The organism is Delftia acidovorans NBRC 14950, assembly GCF_001598795.1.
Taxonomy (GTDB): Bacteria; Pseudomonadota; Gammaproteobacteria; order Burkholderiales; family Burkholderiaceae_C; genus Comamonas; species Comamonas acidovorans.
Map to the genome: position 1 here is coordinate 38199 of NZ_BCZP01000013.1, position 16184 is coordinate 54382.

Here is a 16184-nt window from a genome sequence, read left to right on the forward strand (position 1 = left end):
TCCTGTCCGTGATGGGTTGCCCCATCTGCATGGGAACATGGACCGGATGCTGCGGGCCTCTCGTGGGAAGAAGCTGTTTCATGGTTCCATCCTCACGTCAAACGGAACGCCGCCCAGCCCGTCAGCGGGGCTGATTGGGCTGCTGCTGGCCTGGCTGGTTCTGGCCAGGTTGCTTGTGCTGGGGGTTGTCCTGCTGCTGCTGTCCCGGTTTTTGCTGGTTCGGGTTCTGCTGCTGCGGGTTGTTTTGCTGCTGCTGTTGCTGGTCGTTTTGCTGAGCCATGGGTATCTCCTTCACATGGTGGTCAAAGAGGCGCGTCAAACGAAGCGCCCGACTGCAGCGCAGATATGCACTGCGCTGGTAACCAGTGTGGGACCAGACATGCGGCTCAGCCGTAGGACCGGCCAGAGCGTGCGCAGCCCCATGTTGCGACACCGCAGGTAGGCCAGCCGCCGGGTGTCCGACGGACATTTCGCACAGGGGCAACGAAGGACCAGGGCAGGTCAAGACCTGCGCCCTGCTGCCCCCGGCCCTCTGCCTCACTCCACCGTCACGCTCTTGGCCAGATTGCGCGGCTTGTCCACGTCGGTGCCGCGTGCGCAGGCCGTGTGGTAGGCCAGCAGCTGCAGCGGGACCACGTGCAGGATGGGGCTGAGCGCGCCGTAGTTCTCGGGCATGCGGATGACGTGCATGCCTTCGCTGCTTTCGATGTTGGTCTTGGCATCGGCCAGCACATAGAGCACGCCGCCGCGCGCGCGCACTTCCTGCATGTTGCTCTTGAGCTTTTCCAGCAGCTCGTCGTTGGGCGCGACCGTGACCACGGGCATGGCGCTGTCCACCAGGGCCAGCGGGCCGTGCTTGAGCTCGCCGGCCGGATAGGCCTCTGCGTGGATGTAGCTGATTTCCTTGAGCTTGAGCGCGCCTTCCAGCGCAATCGGGTAGTGGATGCCACGGCCCAGGAAGAGCGCGTTCTCGCGCTTGGCGAAGTCCTCGGACCAGCTGATGACCTGGGGCTCCAGCGCCAGCACGGATTGCAGGGCCACGGGCAGGTGGCGCATGGCGGCCAGGTACTGCTGCTCCTTTTCCTCGCTCAGACGCCCTTGCGACTGGGCCAGGGCCAGGGTCAGCAGGAACAGGCCTGCCAGCTGGGTGGTGAAGGCCTTGGTGGAGGCCACGCCGATCTCCACGCCGGCGCGCGTGATGTAGGCCAGCTCGCATTCGCGCACCATGGCACTGGTGGCCACGTTGCAGACAGTCAGCGTGTGCTTCATGCCCAGGTTCTGGGCATGGCGCAGCGCGGCCAGGGTGTCGGCGGTCTCGCCCGACTGGCTGATGGTGACGACCAGGGTCTTGGGATGGGGAACGCTGGTGCGGTAGCGGTACTCGCTGGCCACTTCCACGTTGCAGGGCAGGCCGGCCAGCGCTTCGATCCAGTACTTGGCCGTGCAGCCGCTGTAGTAGCTGGTGCCGCAGGCCAGGATGAGCACGCGGTCGATTTCCTTGAACACGCGCCAGGCCGAGGCCCCGGACTTGCCGTCCGAGCCCGCGCCGTCGAACAGCTCGGGCACGATGGCCTGCACGCCTTCCAGCGTGTCGGCAATGGCCCGCGGCTGCTCGAAGATTTCCTTTTGCATGTAGTGGCGGTAGGGGCCCAGCTCGGCCGCGCCGCTGTGGGCGTGCACGGTGCGCACGGGGCGCTGCTCGGGCGCCAGGCGCTCGCCGCCCTTGCCCACCAGCCAGTAGCGGCCGGGCTGCAGGTCAACGATGTCGCCCTCTTCCAGATAGACGATCTGGTCGGTCACGCCGGCCAGGGCCATGGCGTCGCTGGCCAGGAAGTGTTCGGAGCCATCCTGGCCCACGCCCAGGATCAGCGGCGAGCCGGCGCGCGAGCCCACCACGCGCTGCGGCTCGTCCTTGTGCATGACGGCGATGGCGAAGGCACCATGCAGCCGCTGCGTGGCGGCCTGCACGGCCTCGAACAGGTCGCCGCCGTAGAGGCTGTCCACCAAGTGGGCGATGACCTCGGTATCGGTCTGGCTGGCGAAGACATAGCCCTTGGACTGCAGCTCGGCGCGCAGGGCTTCGTAGTTTTCGATGATGCCGTTGTGCACCAGGGCCACGCGGGCCGGCTGGTCGGCATCGGCCACGGGCGAGACGCCGGGGCCGTGGCTGAAATGCGGATGGGCGTTGCGCACGGCCGGCTCGCCATGCGTGGCCCAGCGGGTATGGGCAATGCCGGTGTGGCCGATGACCTTGTCCTGCTGCACCTGGGCCATGAGTTCGGCCACGCGCGCCGTGGAACGGGCGCGCTGCAGGCCCTGGCTGTGCACGCCCTGGGCGTCCAGCGCCTGCACGGCCACGCCGCAGGAGTCATAGCCGCGATATTCCAGGCGCTGCAAGCCCTGGACGAGAACGGGGACGATATCGCGGAAGGAAACCGCTGCGACGATGCCACACATGGACAAGCTCCTTGTTTCGAGATGACGACGGATGCTACGCAGATTGAAAAGAAATTTCTCGCCAAATTTCCTTATCTATTGAACTAATATTTCATAGAAACCAGCACAAGAAATATTATTTCAATTCATAGAATTCAATGACACAAAATTCCATAGAACTGGACGCCACCGATCTACGGTTGCTGCAATTGCTGCAGGTCGATGCCAGCCGCAGCAACCAGGCCCTGGCCGCGCTGCTGCAGCTGTCGCCGCCCACCTGCCTGCGCCGCGTGCGGCGGTTGCAGGAGACCGGGCTGATCGAGCGGCAGGTGGCCATCCTCCAGCCGGAACGCCTGGCCGCCGCCCTGGGCCACGGGCTGCAGGCCATCGTGGAAGTCTCGCTGGACCGCCAGGACAGTGATTCGCTGGACAGCTTCGAGCGCCGCGCCGTGGCGCTGGACGCCGTGCAGCAGTGCTGGCGCGTGTCGGCCGGGCCTGATTTCATCCTCGTGGTGGCCGCGCCCGACATGCCGGCCTACCTGGAGTTGAGCCGCGCGCTATTCACGGGCGACGCCAACGTGCGCAATGTCAAGAGTTTTTTCAGCGTCAAGCGCGCCAAGTTTTCCACCGCCATGCCGCTGCCGTCCACAAATCCCGGAACAGCCGCCGAATGAGGCCAGGAGCCTTGATTTTGTGAGTATTTGTGCTCATCAGGAAGCTACGCTGCATCGGGCCCGCGTAGGACAACAGGCCTGCAATGTGTCCCGAACGCCAACTTTGGGCAACGTTAAACTTTAAGGCGTTGCGCACGCACGGGGACAATGATACAAATTGATGCAACAACACTTTCTGACGCGCTAGGCAATCGGCGCGCACTCGGCTCGCACCGCCATGTCCTTGCGCCAGCGCATCCATCGCCGAACCTACCCCTTGCGCGTCTCCAGCATGGCATTGGGCGGCCTCGTCGTGGGCACGGCCATGACCGAGATGGGCGCCAGCCCGGCGGTCTGGGGCTTTGTGCTGGTGAGCGCCCTGGTCTGGCCGCACATCGCCTTTTTGCACGCCCGCCACAGCCGTGACAGCCACCGCGCCGAACACGCCAATCTGCAGATAGACGCGCTGATCATCGGCAGCTGGATTCCCGTGATGCATTTCTGCGCATTGCCCAGCATTGCGCTGCTGGCCATCAGCATTGCCGACCGCAACCACACGGCCACGCGCGACGGCTGGCTGCAATCGCTGGTGGCCACCTTGCTGGCCGCAGCGCTGGTGGCCCTGCTGCTGCGGCCCGTGCCCGACTGGGAGGCCAGCCTGGCCATGCAGCTGAGCATGTTGCCCCTGCTCCTGCTGCACAGCGTGTTCTCCAGCTGGTCCACGCGCCAGCTGGTGCGCAAGCTGGCGCGCCAGAACGTGAAGCTGCAGGTGCTCAGCCGCATCGACCCGCTGACCACGCTGTACAGCCGGGACTACTGGTGGCAAAAGGCCCGCGCCGCGCTGCGCGACTACCGGCAGACGCAGGCCTCGGCCTGCCTGCTGATCGTGGACATAGACCACTTCAAGCGCATCAACGACAGCTTTGGCCACACCGTGGGCGACGAGGTGCTGCAGGCCATAGGCCTGACCATCCGGCACTGCCTGCGCTCGCACGACGCGGCGGGCCGCTATGGCGGCGACGAATTCGCCGTGCTGTGCATGCACACCCAGCTGGACGACGCCTATGCGGTGGCGCTGCGCATACGCAACCAGTTGAGCCAGCTGCGCGTGCGCGAGCATCCCCAGCTGCGCGTGAGCGCCAGCATTGGCGTGGCGGCGGCTGACCCGAGCTTTCTGTCGGTCAAGGACTGGATCAATGCGGCCGACAGCGCGCTCTACAGCGCCAAGGATGCCGGGCGCGACCAGGTGATTCCCGCCGCGCCGCTGATGGCCGGCAGCGCGCCTGCCCGAGCGGGAACAGGCTCGGACACAGACCCCGATACAGGCTCCGACACGGGCCCGGACACCAGGGACTCCCGCCCCACGCACCAGCCCGAGCCGGACGACACGCTGATCTGAGGGCAGGCGCCAGCGGCAGGCGGTCTCAGAGCCCGCGATCGGCGCGCCGCACTTCGCCGCCGGGCCAGTTCAGGCAAACGCAGCAGCCGCCCGCGGGCGTGGCGCGGATGGTGGCCTCGCCGCCGTGGCGGCGCATCACGCCGCGCACCAGGGCCAGGCCCGTGCCCAGGCCGGGGAACTCGGATTCGCGGTGCATGCGCTGGAAGATGCCGAACAGCGCTCCCGCACGCGAGGGGTCGAACCCCACGCCGTTGTCCGTCACGCTGAGCGTGATGCCGCCGTCGGCATGGCGCTCCACATCGATGGCAATGCGCGGCTGGTCCACGGGCCGGGTGAACTTGACGGCGTTGTCCAGCAGTGCCTCCAGCACCTGGCGCAGCAGGGCCGCGTCGGCACGCACGGCGGGACTTTGCTGCGGCAGGCTCCATTGCAGCCGCGCCGCCGCGCCGCAGGCCGCCCAGCGCGGCTGCGCCAGCACCGCCGTGCGCGCCTGCTCCAGCAGCTCCTGCAAGGCGACGGGCTGCCACTGCATGGGCGTGCGCGCGGCGCGCGACAGGGCCAGCAGGCCGTCGAGCATGCCGCCCATGCGGCGCGCCGACTGGTCCATGGTCTGCAGGAAGCCGCGCGCCTCCTGCAGCTCCTGCGGCGAAGGCGCAGCCTGCGACAGCAGCTCATCGACCAGGGGGCCGAAGGACAGCACATGGCGCAGCGGCGCGCGCAGATCGTGCGACACCGCATGCAGCCATTCCTGCTGCGCGGCGCGCAGGGCCTGCAGTTCCTGCTCGCGCTGGGCCAGGCGCTCCAGCGCATCCTGCAACGTGCGGGGAGGGCCCTGCAGGTCGGCGGCGGGGTCGGGGGGCGGATGGGGGGCGAAAGGTTCCGTCATGGCATGGACAGGGTCAGGAGATTCGGCAAATCGGCGTACCCCGTACGGGACCCGCCGGCGATGCGGGCCCTCGAGCCCACGTGTCTCGGAAGTCTCAGGACTTGGGCAGTTTGACTGGGCGCTTCCAGCTGGTGATGCTCACCTGCCTGCCCCGCGATACCGTGAGCACGCCGGGCTCGGTGCTCTTGGTGACCGTGGAGCCGCCGCCCACCGTGCCACCCGCGCCAATGGTCACGGGCGCCACCAGCACGCAGTTGCTGCCGATGTGCACGTCGGCCTCGATCACCGTGCGGTGCTTGTTCACGCCGTCGTAGTTGGCCGTGATGGAGCCGGCGCCGTAGTTGACGCGCTCGCCCACCGTGGCATCGCCCAGGTAGGCCAGGTGGTTGGCCTTGGCACCATCGGCCAGCACGGAGTTCTTGACCTCGACGAAGTTGCCGATGTGCACTTCGCGGCCCAGTTGCGCACCGGGGCGCAGGCGCGCAAACGGGCCGACCAGTGCGCCCTCGCCCACGCTGACGCCGGCCTTCTCGCCATCGACATGCGTGTACGGATGGAGGACGGCGCCCGCCGCAATCGTGGCGTTGGCAATGCTGCAATAGGCGCCGATGCGCGCACCTTCGCCAATCTCCACATGGCCGCTGAAGATGCAGCCCACGTCGATCTCCACATCCTGCCCGCAGGCCAGGCGTGCCGCGCGGCCCGTGCGCGGGTCGTCGCGCAGGTCAAAGCGCGCGGGGTCGGCCAGGCGCACGCCCTGCTCCATCAGCGCACGGGCCTGGGCGCCCTGGTGGGCGCGCTCCAGCTCGGCCAGTTGCAGCGGGCTGTTGACGCCCGCCACCTGCACCGGGTCGGCAATGCAGTGCGCGACCACGGGCACGCCGTCGGCCACGGCCATGGCGACCACGTCGGTCAGGTAGTACTCGCCCTGGGCGTTGTCATTGGTCAGGCGGGCCAGCCAGCCGGCCAGGTGGCGGGCCGGCACGGCCATGATGCCGCTGTAGATTTCCTGGATGGCGCGCTGGGCGTCATTGGCATCCTTTTGCTCGACGATGCGCTGCACCGTGCCGTCTTCGCCGCGCACGATGCGGCCGTAGCCCGTGGGATCGGGCAGGCGCACGGTCAGCAGCGCCAGCCGCTGGCCATCGGCCGCATCGACCAGGGCGCGCAGCGTGTCGGCCTGCGTCAGCGGCACATCGCCTGAGAGCACGATGACCATGCCGTCGCCCGCCAGCGCGGGCACGGCCTGCTGCACCGCGTGGCCCGTGCCCAGCTGCGGCTCCTGGCGCACGAACTTCAGCGCCATGGAGCCGCCCTGGCAGGCCGCCGCCATGGCGGGCTCCACCTGGTCCGCGCCGTGGCCTGTGACCACCACGGCCGAGCGCGCATCCAGCTGCGCCGCCGTGGACAGCACATGGCCCAGCAACGGGCGCCCCGCCAGGCGCTGCAGGACTTTGGGAAGGCGGCTTTTCATGCGCGTGCCCTTGCCCGCGGCCATGATGACGAGATCCAGAGGTGCTGTCATAGGTGATTCATCCAAAACGCCAGAACCTGTGCCGGCAACGCCGCCGATTATCTGCCCGCCAAGGGCTGCGGCCGGTCACACGATTGACGTATGCTGGCGGCGCCATGCCCCATGCCACCACTGCTCCCGTTCCCCTGCTGCGCACACGCGCCATCGGAGCCGGCCATCTGCGTGCCTTCCTGGCCGTGGCCCGGCACCTGAATTTCCGCGCGGCAGCCGACGAGCTGTCGCTGACGCAGTCGGCCGTGAGCCGCCAGATCCAGTCGCTGGAGGATGAAGTCGGCGTGCCGCTGTTCCTGCGCCACACGCGCGCCGTGGAGCTGACCGGGGCCGGCGCCCAGCTGCTGCGCTCGGTGGCGCCTGCACTGGAGCAGATCGACGCCTCGGTGCGCCAGATCCGCCAGACCGTGGGCCGCAAGAGCGTGGCCATCACCACCTGGGCCAGCTTTGCCGCCATGTGGCTGATCCCGCGCCTGGAGTCCTTCCAGCGCGCCTGGCCCGATATCGACATCCGCATCGACACCAGCGACACCGTGATGGACCTGGACACCACCGACGTGGACCTGGCCCTGCGCTACGGCCGCGCGGGCGACGGCTGGCCCCAGGCGCAGCGCCTGTTCGGCGAGCAATTGGCCGTGGTGGCCAGCCCGCGCCTGCTGGCCGGCGGCCCGCCGCTCAGGACGCCGGCCGATGCCGCGCGCTACACGCTGATCGAGACCGGCGACGCCCACCGCATGCCCCAGCTGGAATGGCTGGGCTGGCAGCGCTGGTTCGGCGTGCAGGGCTGCGACCAGCTGCAGCCGCCGCGCTGGCTGTACTTCAACTACGCCCACCAGATCGTGCAGGCCGCACTGGCCGGCCAGGGCCTGGCGATTGCGCGGCTGCCGCTGGTGGCCGATGCGCTGGCGGCTGGCGACCTGGTCGAGGTGCTGCCCGCACACCGGCTGGAATCGCCGCTGGCCTACTGGCTGATCGTGGGCCCGCGCAGCGCCGCGCGTCCCGAGGTGGCCGCCTTCTGCCGGTGGCTGCAGGAGCAGGCCGAGGTCACGCGCGAAACCGTCGAATCGCCCCCGGCTTGAAAAATGTCCCCCCACGCTCCCCTTGCTGCGCAAGGTCCGCTGCCCCCCGAGGGGGCCGTTTTCATCTTGGGGCGGCCCGGCGATGAAAAAAGGACGCGGGCATGCCGGCGTCCTTCATTCCTGTGCAGCCGGGCGCATGGCCCGGCGCGGTCATCAGCCCAGCGTCACGCGCGCAAACTTGCGCTTGCCCACTTGCACCACATAGGTGCCGGCTTCGAGCTTGAGGCCCCGGTCGCTGATGGCCGTGCCATCCACGCGCACGCCGCCGCCGTCGATCAGGCGGTTGGCCTCGCTGGTCGAAGGCGCCAGGTTGGCCTGCTTGAGCAAGGCACCGATGCCCAGCGGCGCGCCCGACAGGCTGACCTCGTCGATCTGGTCGGGAATGCCGCCCTTGCTGCGGTTGTTGAAATCCTGCTCGGCCGCATCGGCCAGCGCCGCGCTGTGAAAGCGCGCCGTGATTTCCTTGGCCAGCAGCACCTTGGCGTCCTTGGGATTGCGCCCGCCTTCCACCTCGGCCTTGAGCGCGGCGATCTCGGCCAGGCTCTTGAACGACAGCAGGGTGTACCAGTTCCACATCAGCGTGTCCGAGATGCTCAGCACCTTGGCGAACATGGTGTTGGCGTCCTCGGTGATGCCGATGTAGTTGTTCTTGGACTTGGACATCTTGTGCTCGCCGTCCAGGCCCACCAGCAGCGGCATGGTGAGCACGCACTGCGTGTCCTGCCCGTATTCCTGCTGCAGATGGCGGCCCATGAGCAGGTTGAACTTCTGGTCTGTGCCGCCCATCTCCAGGTCGGCGCGCAGCGCCACCGAGTCATAGCCCTGCAGCAGCGGGTAGAGGAACTCGTGCAGGCTGATGGAGCTGCCGTCGGTGAAGCGCTGGTGGAAGTCGTTGCGCTCCATCATGCGGGCCACCGTGTACTTGGCCGACAGCTCGATCATGCCGCGCGCGCCCAGCTTGTCGCACCACTCGCTGTTGTAGCGCACCTCGGTGCGGGCGGGGTCCAGCACCTTGGCGGCCTGGGTGTAGTAGGTCTCGGCGTTGACCTTGATCTGCTCGGCCGTCAGCGGCGGGCGCGTGCTGTTGCGGCCCGAAGGATCGCCGATCAGGGTGGTGAAGTCGCCGATCAGGAAGATCACCTGGTGGCCCAGGTCCTGCAGCTGGCGCATCTTGTTGAGCACCACGGTGTGGCCCAGATGGATGTCGGGCGCCGTCGGGTCCAGGCCCAGCTTGATGCGCAGCGGCACGCCGGTGGCCTCGGAACGGGCCAGCTTTTGCACCCAGTCCGCCTGGGGCAGCAGCTCATCCACTCCGCGCAGGGTGGTTTCAAGCGCTTGGCTTACACCGTCGGTGACCGGGTATGTTGTAACAGCAGATTGATTCATAAGGGTTTTTCGCCAGGCCGCGTAGGACTGCGTCGGTATACTCCGGGGATTTTCCCGCTGCGGCGAATTCTAGACGCCCGCCTATCCGCACCGCAGAGCGCGGACTTGTTGCCCGTCTGGAGAGCGTATCCCGCCGCTGCGATGCTGTCCGGCCCCCACTGGGCCGGATGCGCGCAACCCAAGGATCTGATGTTGTGAAATATGGCTTGAACCATGCCAGCGGTGCTCTTGTTGCGCGGCTGACCTCCGTGATCCAGCAACACCCCAAGCGTGTCACCGCGGCACTGGCAGCCATCTTGCTCACGGGCGGCGGCGGCGCCTTCGCCGTGGCCAACCTGGGACCCGATCCGGCCGACCTGCCGGTGCGCATGCTCTCCACGCCCGTGGAATCGCTGGCCGAAGGCCAGACCCTGGCCGAGCTGACCGACAGCGTGCAGGGCATGTCCCTGTACCGTTCCGAATACACGCGCGGCAGCGACACGGCCGAAACCCTGCTCCAGCGCCTGGGCGTGGCCGATCCGGCCGCTGCCGCCTTCATGCGCGGCAACGACCAGGTTCGCCAGCATGTGCTGGGCCGCGCCGGCCGCCTGGTGACGGCCGAGACCACGCCTGATCACCAGTTGTCGCAGCTGACCGTGCGCTGGGCACCCGACGAGGACGGCAGCTTCCGCCGCCTTGTGGTCGAGCGCAAGAACAATGAACTGAGCACCCGTATCGAGACGGGCAAGCTGACGGCCTCGCCCCGCCTGGCCGGCGGCATCATCCGCAGCTCGCTGTTCGCCGCCACCGACGCGGCCTCCATCCCCGATGCCGTGGCCATGCAGATGGCCGACATCTTCCAGGGCGACGTGGACTTCCGCCGCAGCCTGCGCAAGGGCGACCGCTTCTCCGTGGTCTACGAATCGCTGGAAGCCGATGGCGAGCCGCTGCGCGCAGGCCGCGTGCTCAGCGCCGAGTTCCACAACAACGGCAAGGTCGTGCAGGCGCTGTGGTTCCAGGACGAAGGCAAGGCCAAGGGCGACTACTACACCATGGACGGCAAGAGCCGCCGCCAGGCCTACCTGACCTCTCCCGTGGAGTTCTCGCGCATCAGCAGCGGCTTTGCCATGCGCATGCACCCCATCCACAAGACCTGGCGCGCCCACCTGGGCACGGACTTCGCCGCTGCCACGGGCACCAAGGTGCGTACCGTGGGCGACGGCACCGTCTCCTTCGCGGGCGTGCAGAACGGCTATGGCAACGTGATCTTCGTGGACCACGCCAACAACCACACCACGGTCTACGCCCACCTGAGCCACATCGGCGTCACGCGCGGCCAGCGCGTGGAGCAGGGCGACATCATCGGCAACGTGGGCTCCACGGGCTGGGCCACCGGCCCGCACCTGCACTTCGAGTTCCGCGTCAACGGCGAGCACCGCGATCCCATGACCATCGTCCAGGCCACCGATGCCGCCCGCCCCGTCTCCAAGGCCGGCCGCGCTGCCTTCGACAAGATGGCCGCGCAGATGCGCATCGAGCTGCAGGCATCGAACGAAGCACTGGCCCTGGCCAGCGAACGCTGAGCCACCGCGCTCCCATCCCGCAAAGGCTGCCCTGGCAGCCTTTGTTGTTTCAGGCGCATCCTTTTGTGATCGCGGCTCCCGGGCCGCAGGGCTACCATTGCCGGCATGAACCAGCCCACCCCCTCCCCCATCGCCCACCGCTACTGCATAGGCCTGATGTCCGGCACCTCGCTTGACGGGGTGGACGGCGTGCTTGTGGACTTTGCCGAAGGCACGCAGGTGCTGTGGCATGCCAGCCGGGGGTTCGACGCCGCGCTGCGCGCCGAGCTGCTGGCGCTGAACACCCCCGATGGCCGCGATGAGCTGCACCGCGCGGCGCTGGCGGCCAATGCGCTGGCGCGCAGCTATGCCGAGGTGGTGCGGGAACTGCTGCAGGCCACGGGCCTGGCGCCCGCGCAGATCGCCGCCATTGGCGCCCACGGCCAGACCGTGCGCCACCGGCCGCAGATGTTCGACGGCACGGGCTACACCTTGCAGCTCAACAGCCCGGCCCTGCTGGCCGAGCTCAGCGGCGTTGCCGTGGTGGCCGACCTGCGCAGCCGCGATGTGGCCGCTGGCGGCCAGGGCGCGCCGCTGGTGCCCGCCTTCCACCAGGGCGTGTTCGGTCGGCACGGCGAGACGGTGCTGGTGCTCAACATCGGCGGCATTGCCAATCTCAGCGTGCTGGCGGGTGATGGCCATGGCGACCACGACTCGGTGCTGGGCTTCGACTGCGGCCCCGGCAATGCGCTGATGGACGGTTGGTGCCAGGCGCACACGGGCCAGCCCTATGACGACGGCGGCCAATGGGCGGCCACGGGCCAGGTGCTGCCCGCCCTGCTCGACCGCCTGCTGGCCGAGCCTTTCCTGCAGCAGCCGCCGCCCAAGAGCACGGGGCGCGACCTGTTCCATGACGACTGGCTGGCCGGCCATCTTTCCGCCAGTGCAACCAGCGCCGCCGATGCCCGCCCCGCCGACGTGCAGGCCACGCTCACCGAATTCACGGCCCGCACCTGCGCCGATGCCGTGCAGCGCTTCGGGCATGGCGGCGGCGAGCTGCTGGTCTGCGGCGGAGGCGCCTTCAACACGCAACTGATGCGGCGCATCGCCGCCTTGCTGCCTGGCGTGGCCGTGGACACCACGGCCGCGCGCGGCCTGCCGCCTCAGCAGGTGGAGGCCGCCGCCTTTGCCTGGCTGGCGCGCCAGGCCCTGCTGGGCCTGCCCGGCAACCTGCCCGCCGTGACGGGCGCACGCGGCCCGCGCATCCTGGGCGCCATCCACCCCGCATGAGTAACGCGGAAAAGCAGCGCCAGCAAAAAGGCCCGCGCAAGGCATTGCTGCCAGGCGCGGGCCCCCCACCAAAAACAGTGCGCTACGTCAGCCGCCGATATAGACGAACTTGAAGAGGAAGACGCCGCCGATCAGCCACACCATCCAGTGCACTTCCTTGGCGCGCCCCGTGAACAGCTTGAGCACTGCATAGGTGATGAAGCCGAAGGCCAGGCCATTGGCCACCGAGTAGGTGAAGGGCATGAGCAGGGCCGTGACGGCAGCGGGGATGGCCTCGGTGGTCTCGCCCCATTCGATCTCGGTCAGCTCCTTGAGCATCAGGCAGGCCACGAAGAACAGCGCGGGCGCCGTGGCGTAGCCGGGCACCACGCCGGCCAGCGGCGACAGGAACAGGCAGCACAGGAAGAGCACGGCCACGGTCAGCGCCGTCAGGCCCGTGCGGCCGCCCGCTTGCACACCGGCCGCGCTTTCCACGTAGGCCGTGGTGCTGGAGGTGCCCAGCAGCGAGCCCGCGAAGATGGCGCCGCTGTCGGCCAGCAGCGAGCGGTTGAAGCGGCCCATGCGGCTGGGCACCAGCAGGCCGGCGCGCTTGGCCACGCCCATCAGCGTGCCCGTGGCATCGAACAGCTCGACCAGGAAGAACACCAGCACCACGTTGAGGATGCCGCCCGTCAGCGCGGACTTGATGTCCAGCTGCAGGAAGGTGGGCGCAATGGAGGGCGGCGCCGAGAACACGCCGTGGAACTCGTTGCCTGCGAAGAAGAACGAGGCCACGGTGACCGCGACGATACCGATCAGAATGGCGCCCGGCACCTTCAGGCGGTCCAGCACCACGATGATCAGAAAGCCCAGCGAGGCCAGGATGACTTCGGGCTTGTGCAGGTCGCCCAGCGTCACGAAGGTGGCCGGCGATGCCGCGACGATGCCCGCGCTCTTGAGCGCGATCAGCGCCAGGAACAGGCCGATGCCCACGGTGATCGCTATGCGTATGGACTGCGGTATGCCCTTGATGATCAGCTCCCGCAGGCCGAACAGCGTCACCAGCAGGAACAGGCAGCCCGAGACGAAGACCGCGCCCAGCGCGGCCTGCCAGGTGAAGCCCATGTGCAGCACCACCACGTAGGCGAAGTAGGCGTTCAGGCCCATGCCCGGCGCCAGCGCGATGGGATAGTTGGCGTACAGCGCCATGATGGTCGTGCCCAGCGCCGCGATCAGGCAGGTGGCCACGAAGACGGCCCCCTTGGGCATCCCCGCATCCCCCAGGATCGAGGGATTGACGAAGATGATGTAGGCCATCGTCAGAAAGGTCGTCAGGCCCGCGACCAGCTCGGTTCTTACATTGGTGCCGTGCTCACTGAGCTTGAACACCCGTTCCATCCAGTTCATCGCATTGTCTCCGTGTTGTTTTCGCATGCGGGGCGCAACGGTTGTGAAAGCGCCCAGGGTTGAGCACCGGCTGTCCAGGCCGGCACAAGGCATGGCACCCTGCCGGGCAGCCATGGACCTGGTGGCGCGCATCGCTGCGCGCGGATTCAAGGAATGAGGGGGCGGCGCCGGTCCGCTCAGCTCCCGGCGGCCTGCACGGCCTCGATGGCGCGCAGGATGGATTCCGGCGTGGCCGGCGACTGCAGCGGCGGGTTGCTGCGGTGCCCGCCCGCAGCCGAGACGGCATCGCGGATGGCGAAGAACACCGAGAACGGCAGCAGCAGCGGCGGCTCGCCCACGGCCTTGCTGCGGTGGATGGAGTCCTCGAAGTTGTCGCCCTCGAACAGCCGCACGTTGAACACGGGCGGGCAATCATTGGCCGTCGGGATCTTGTAGGTGCTGGGCGCGTGCGTGGTGAGCTTGCCGCTTTGCGGGTGCCAGACCAGCTCCTCCGTGGTCAGCCAGCCCATGCCCTGGATGAAGGCGCCCTCGACCTGGCCCACGTCCACGGCCGGGTTCAGCGAGCGGCCCACGTCGTGCAGCACATCGGCGCGCAGCAGCTTGAACTCGCCGGTCAGCGTGTCCACCACCACCTCGCTCACGGCGGCGCCGTAGGCGTAGTAGAAGAAGGGCCGGCCCTGCATGGTGTCCTTGTTCCACGACAGGCCGGGCGTGGCATAGAAGCCGTCGGACCACAGCTGCACGCGCTCGATGTAGGCCTCGCCCACCACGGCCTTGAAATCCAGCACCTTGCCGTTGACGTGGACCTGGTCATTGGCAAAACGCACGTCCTCCGCACGGCCGCCATGGCGCTCGGCGGCGCAGGCGGCCAGGCGCTCGCGGATCTGGCGCGCCGCGTCCTGCGCGGCCTTGCCATTGAGGTCGGCCCCCGTCGATGCCGCCGTGGCCGAGGTGTTGGCCACCTTGGTGGTGTCGGTGGCCGTGACGCGCACGCGCCCGAAGCCCACGCCCAGCTCATGCGCCACGACCTGGGCCACCTTGGTGTTCAGGCCCTGGCCCATCTCGGTGCCGCCGTGGTTCACGAGGATGGAGCCGTCGTTGTAGACATGGACCAGGGCGCCGGCCTGGTTGAAGTGCTTGACGTTGAAGGAGATGCCGAACTTGAGCGGCGTCAGCGACAGGCCGCGCTTGAGCACGGGGCTGGCCGCGTTGAACTCGGCGATGGCATCGCGGCGCGCGCGGTAGTCGCTGCAGGTCTCCAGCTCGGCCACCAGCTCGTGGATCACGTTGTCGGTCACGACCTGGCTGTAGGGCGTGACATTGCGCTCGGTCTTGCCGTAGAAGTTGACGCGGCGCACATCGAGCGCATCGCGCCCCAGCTCGCGCGCCACCGTCTCCATGATGTTCTCGATGGCGATCGCGCCCTGCGGGCCGCCGAAGCCGCGGAACGCCGTATTGCTCTGCGTATTGGTCTTGCCGGAGTAGCCGTGCATGGACACATCGGGCAGCCAGTACGTGTTGTCGAAGTGGCACAGCGCGCGCGTCATCACGGGGCCGGACAGGTCGGCCGAGTGGCCGGCGCGCGAGACCATGGAGATCTCGGCACCCAGGATGCGGCCCTCGTCGTCGTAGCCCACCTCGTACTCGTACCAGAAGCAGTGGCGGCGGCCCGTGATCATGAAGTCGTCATCGCGGTCCAGGCGCAGCTTGACGGGCCGGCGCAGCCGCGTCGCGGCCACCGAGGCCACGCAGGCGAACAGGGCCGACTGCGACTCCTTGCCGCCGAAGCCGCCGCCCATGCGGCGGCACTCCACATGCACGGCGTGCGAGGCCACGCCCAGCGCATGCGCCACCAGGTGCTGCATCTCGCTGGGATGCTGGGTGGAGCAGTACAGGTGGACGGCGCCGTCCTCCTTGGGAATGGCGTAGCTGATCTGGCCTTCCAGGTAGAACTGCTCCTGGCCGCCCACGTAGAACGATGACTTCAGGCGGTGCGGCGCCTCGTCCATGGCGCGGCGCGCGCCGCCTTCATTCGTGCTGCGCGCCAGGTGCATGGGCGGCAGCACGTACTGGCCCAGCTCATGCGCCTGCTGGGGCGTGAGCACGGGCGGCTCGGCCGTGATGTCGGCCGCCGCCTTGGCCTGGGCCGCAACCAGGCGCGCAGCCTCGCGGCTTTCGGCGATCACGGCGAACAGCGGCTGGCCCAGGTAGCGGATCTCGCCGCTGCACAGGATGGGGTCGTCGTGGATGATGGAGCCGCAGTCGTTGACGCCGGGAATGTCCTCGCCCGTGAGCACGGCCACCACGCCGGGCATGGCGCGGATGGCATCCAGCCTGAGCGCATTGAGCCGGCCATTGGCCACGGGCGACAGGCCCAGCGCACAGTGCAGCGTGCCGTCCAGCTCGGGCAGGTCGTCGATGTAGGCGGCCTCGCCGGCCACATGCAGATGGGCCGATTCATGCGGGCGGCTGATGCCAACGCGCTGGCCCTGGGTGTGGGCACCGGCCTCGGCGCGCTCGTCCACGCGGAAGGCGGTGTTCTTCAGGTAATGCGCAAAGGCCTCGGACGAGTGCAGCAGGGAGGGATCGATGGGGCGGTTCAT

At 68.3% G+C, this 16184-nt stretch carries 12 protein-coding genes; 6 read left to right on the forward strand and 6 right to left on the reverse strand.

Translation table 11 applies throughout. From position 1 onward, the window contains the following. The first annotated feature begins 37 nt into the window (after positions 1–37). A complete protein-coding gene (locus DA1_RS30890) occupies positions 38–442 on the forward strand; it encodes a hypothetical protein (protein WP_162269883.1) in 405 nt (134 codons plus the stop codon). A gap of 95 nt (positions 443–537) precedes the next feature. Here DA1_RS30890 and glmS read toward each other — a convergent pair whose 3' ends face one another. Further along, positions 538–2457 carry a glutamine--fructose-6-phosphate transaminase (isomerizing) gene (gene glmS / locus DA1_RS17690; protein WP_034397311.1) on the reverse strand — a complete coding sequence of 640 codons (1920 nt, stop codon included), beginning with the start codon at positions 2455–2457 and terminating at the stop codon, positions 538–540. A 137-nt stretch (positions 2458–2594) separates the two neighbouring features. Here glmS and DA1_RS17695 point away from each other — a divergent pair, with 137 nt between their 5' ends. Next, on the forward strand, positions 2595–3110 hold the full coding sequence (locus DA1_RS17695; protein ID WP_012207697.1) for an Lrp/AsnC family transcriptional regulator: 516 nt from the start codon (positions 2595–2597) through the stop codon (positions 3108–3110). Positions 3111–3327: 217 nt separating this feature from the next. After that, the gene (locus tag DA1_RS17700; protein ID WP_034397312.1) at positions 3328–4488 is read left to right on the forward strand and encodes a sensor domain-containing diguanylate cyclase; all 1161 of its coding nucleotides are present in this window, start codon (positions 3328–3330) and stop codon (positions 4486–4488) included. A 25-nt stretch (positions 4489–4513) separates the two neighbouring features. Here DA1_RS17700 and DA1_RS17705 read toward each other — a convergent pair whose 3' ends face one another. Both DA1_RS17705 and glmU read right to left on the reverse strand, forming a co-directional pair. Continuing rightward, positions 4514–5374, reverse strand: a complete 861-nt coding sequence (locus tag DA1_RS17705) for a sensor histidine kinase (protein ID WP_012207699.1) — start codon at positions 5372–5374, stop codon at positions 4514–4516. Between the two features lie 94 nt (positions 5375–5468). Beyond that, entirely contained in the window at positions 5469–6899 is a 1431-nt protein-coding gene (gene glmU, locus DA1_RS17710) for a bifunctional UDP-N-acetylglucosamine diphosphorylase/glucosamine-1-phosphate N-acetyltransferase GlmU (protein ID WP_034397314.1), read from the reverse strand. Between the two features lie 104 nt (positions 6900–7003). Here glmU and DA1_RS17715 point away from each other — a divergent pair, with 104 nt between their 5' ends. Continuing rightward, positions 7004–7978, forward strand: a complete 975-nt coding sequence (locus DA1_RS17715) for a LysR substrate-binding domain-containing protein (protein ID WP_012207701.1) — start codon at positions 7004–7006, stop codon at positions 7976–7978. Between the two features lie 153 nt (positions 7979–8131). Here DA1_RS17715 and tyrS read toward each other — a convergent pair whose 3' ends face one another. Beyond that, positions 8132–9364, reverse strand: coding sequence for a tyrosine--tRNA ligase (gene tyrS, locus DA1_RS17720; protein ID WP_012207702.1), 1233 nt, complete (start codon positions 9362–9364; stop codon positions 8132–8134). Positions 9365–9531: 167 nt separating this feature from the next. Here tyrS and DA1_RS17725 point away from each other — a divergent pair, with 167 nt between their 5' ends. Further along, the gene (locus DA1_RS17725; protein WP_012207703.1) at positions 9532–10926 is read left to right on the forward strand and encodes a peptidoglycan DD-metalloendopeptidase family protein; all 1395 of its coding nucleotides are present in this window, start codon (positions 9532–9534) and stop codon (positions 10924–10926) included. Positions 10927–11031: 105 nt separating this feature from the next. Beyond that, the gene (locus DA1_RS17730; protein ID WP_034397316.1) at positions 11032–12195 is read left to right on the forward strand and encodes an anhydro-N-acetylmuramic acid kinase; all 1164 of its coding nucleotides are present in this window, start codon (positions 11032–11034) and stop codon (positions 12193–12195) included. 87 nt (positions 12196–12282) lie between these two features. Here the strand turns inward: DA1_RS17730 and DA1_RS17735 are convergent, their stop codons facing one another. Next, positions 12283–13581: an NCS2 family permease gene (locus tag DA1_RS17735; protein WP_012207705.1), complete on the reverse strand. Its 1299-nt coding sequence runs from the start codon at positions 13579–13581 to the stop codon at positions 12283–12285. 176 nt (positions 13582–13757) lie between these two features. Then, positions 13758–16184 carry a xanthine dehydrogenase molybdopterin binding subunit gene (gene xdhB, locus DA1_RS17740; protein ID WP_034397317.1) on the reverse strand — a complete coding sequence of 809 codons (2427 nt, stop codon included), beginning with the start codon at positions 16182–16184 and terminating at the stop codon, positions 13758–13760.

Coding starts and splice junctions, on each gene's coding strand:
- DA1_RS30890 (WP_162269883.1), top strand. CDS start 38: ATGGACCGGATGCTGCGGGCCTCTCGTGGGAAGAAGCTGTTTCATGGT.
- glmS (WP_034397311.1), bottom strand. CDS start 2,457: ATGTGTGGCATCGTCGCAGCGGTTTCCTTCCGCGATATCGTCCCCGTT.
- DA1_RS17695 (WP_012207697.1), top strand. CDS start 2,595: ATGACACAAAATTCCATAGAACTGGACGCCACCGATCTACGGTTGCTG.
- DA1_RS17700 (WP_034397312.1), top strand. CDS start 3,328: ATGTCCTTGCGCCAGCGCATCCATCGCCGAACCTACCCCTTGCGCGTC.
- DA1_RS17705 (WP_012207699.1), bottom strand. CDS start 5,374: ATGACGGAACCTTTCGCCCCCCATCCGCCCCCCGACCCCGCCGCCGAC.
- glmU (WP_034397314.1), bottom strand. CDS start 6,899: ATGACAGCACCTCTGGATCTCGTCATCATGGCCGCGGGCAAGGGCACG.
- DA1_RS17715 (WP_012207701.1), top strand. CDS start 7,004: ATGCCCCATGCCACCACTGCTCCCGTTCCCCTGCTGCGCACACGCGCC.
- tyrS (WP_012207702.1), bottom strand. CDS start 9,364: ATGAATCAATCTGCTGTTACAACATACCCGGTCACCGACGGTGTAAGC.
- DA1_RS17725 (WP_012207703.1), top strand. CDS start 9,532: ATGCGCGCAACCCAAGGATCTGATGTTGTGAAATATGGCTTGAACCAT.
- DA1_RS17730 (WP_034397316.1), top strand. CDS start 11,032: ATGAACCAGCCCACCCCCTCCCCCATCGCCCACCGCTACTGCATAGGC.
- DA1_RS17735 (WP_012207705.1), bottom strand. CDS start 13,581: ATGAACTGGATGGAACGGGTGTTCAAGCTCAGTGAGCACGGCACCAAT.
- xdhB (WP_034397317.1), bottom strand. CDS start 16,184: ATGAACCGCCCCATCGATCCCTCCCTGCTGCACTCGTCCGAGGCCTTT.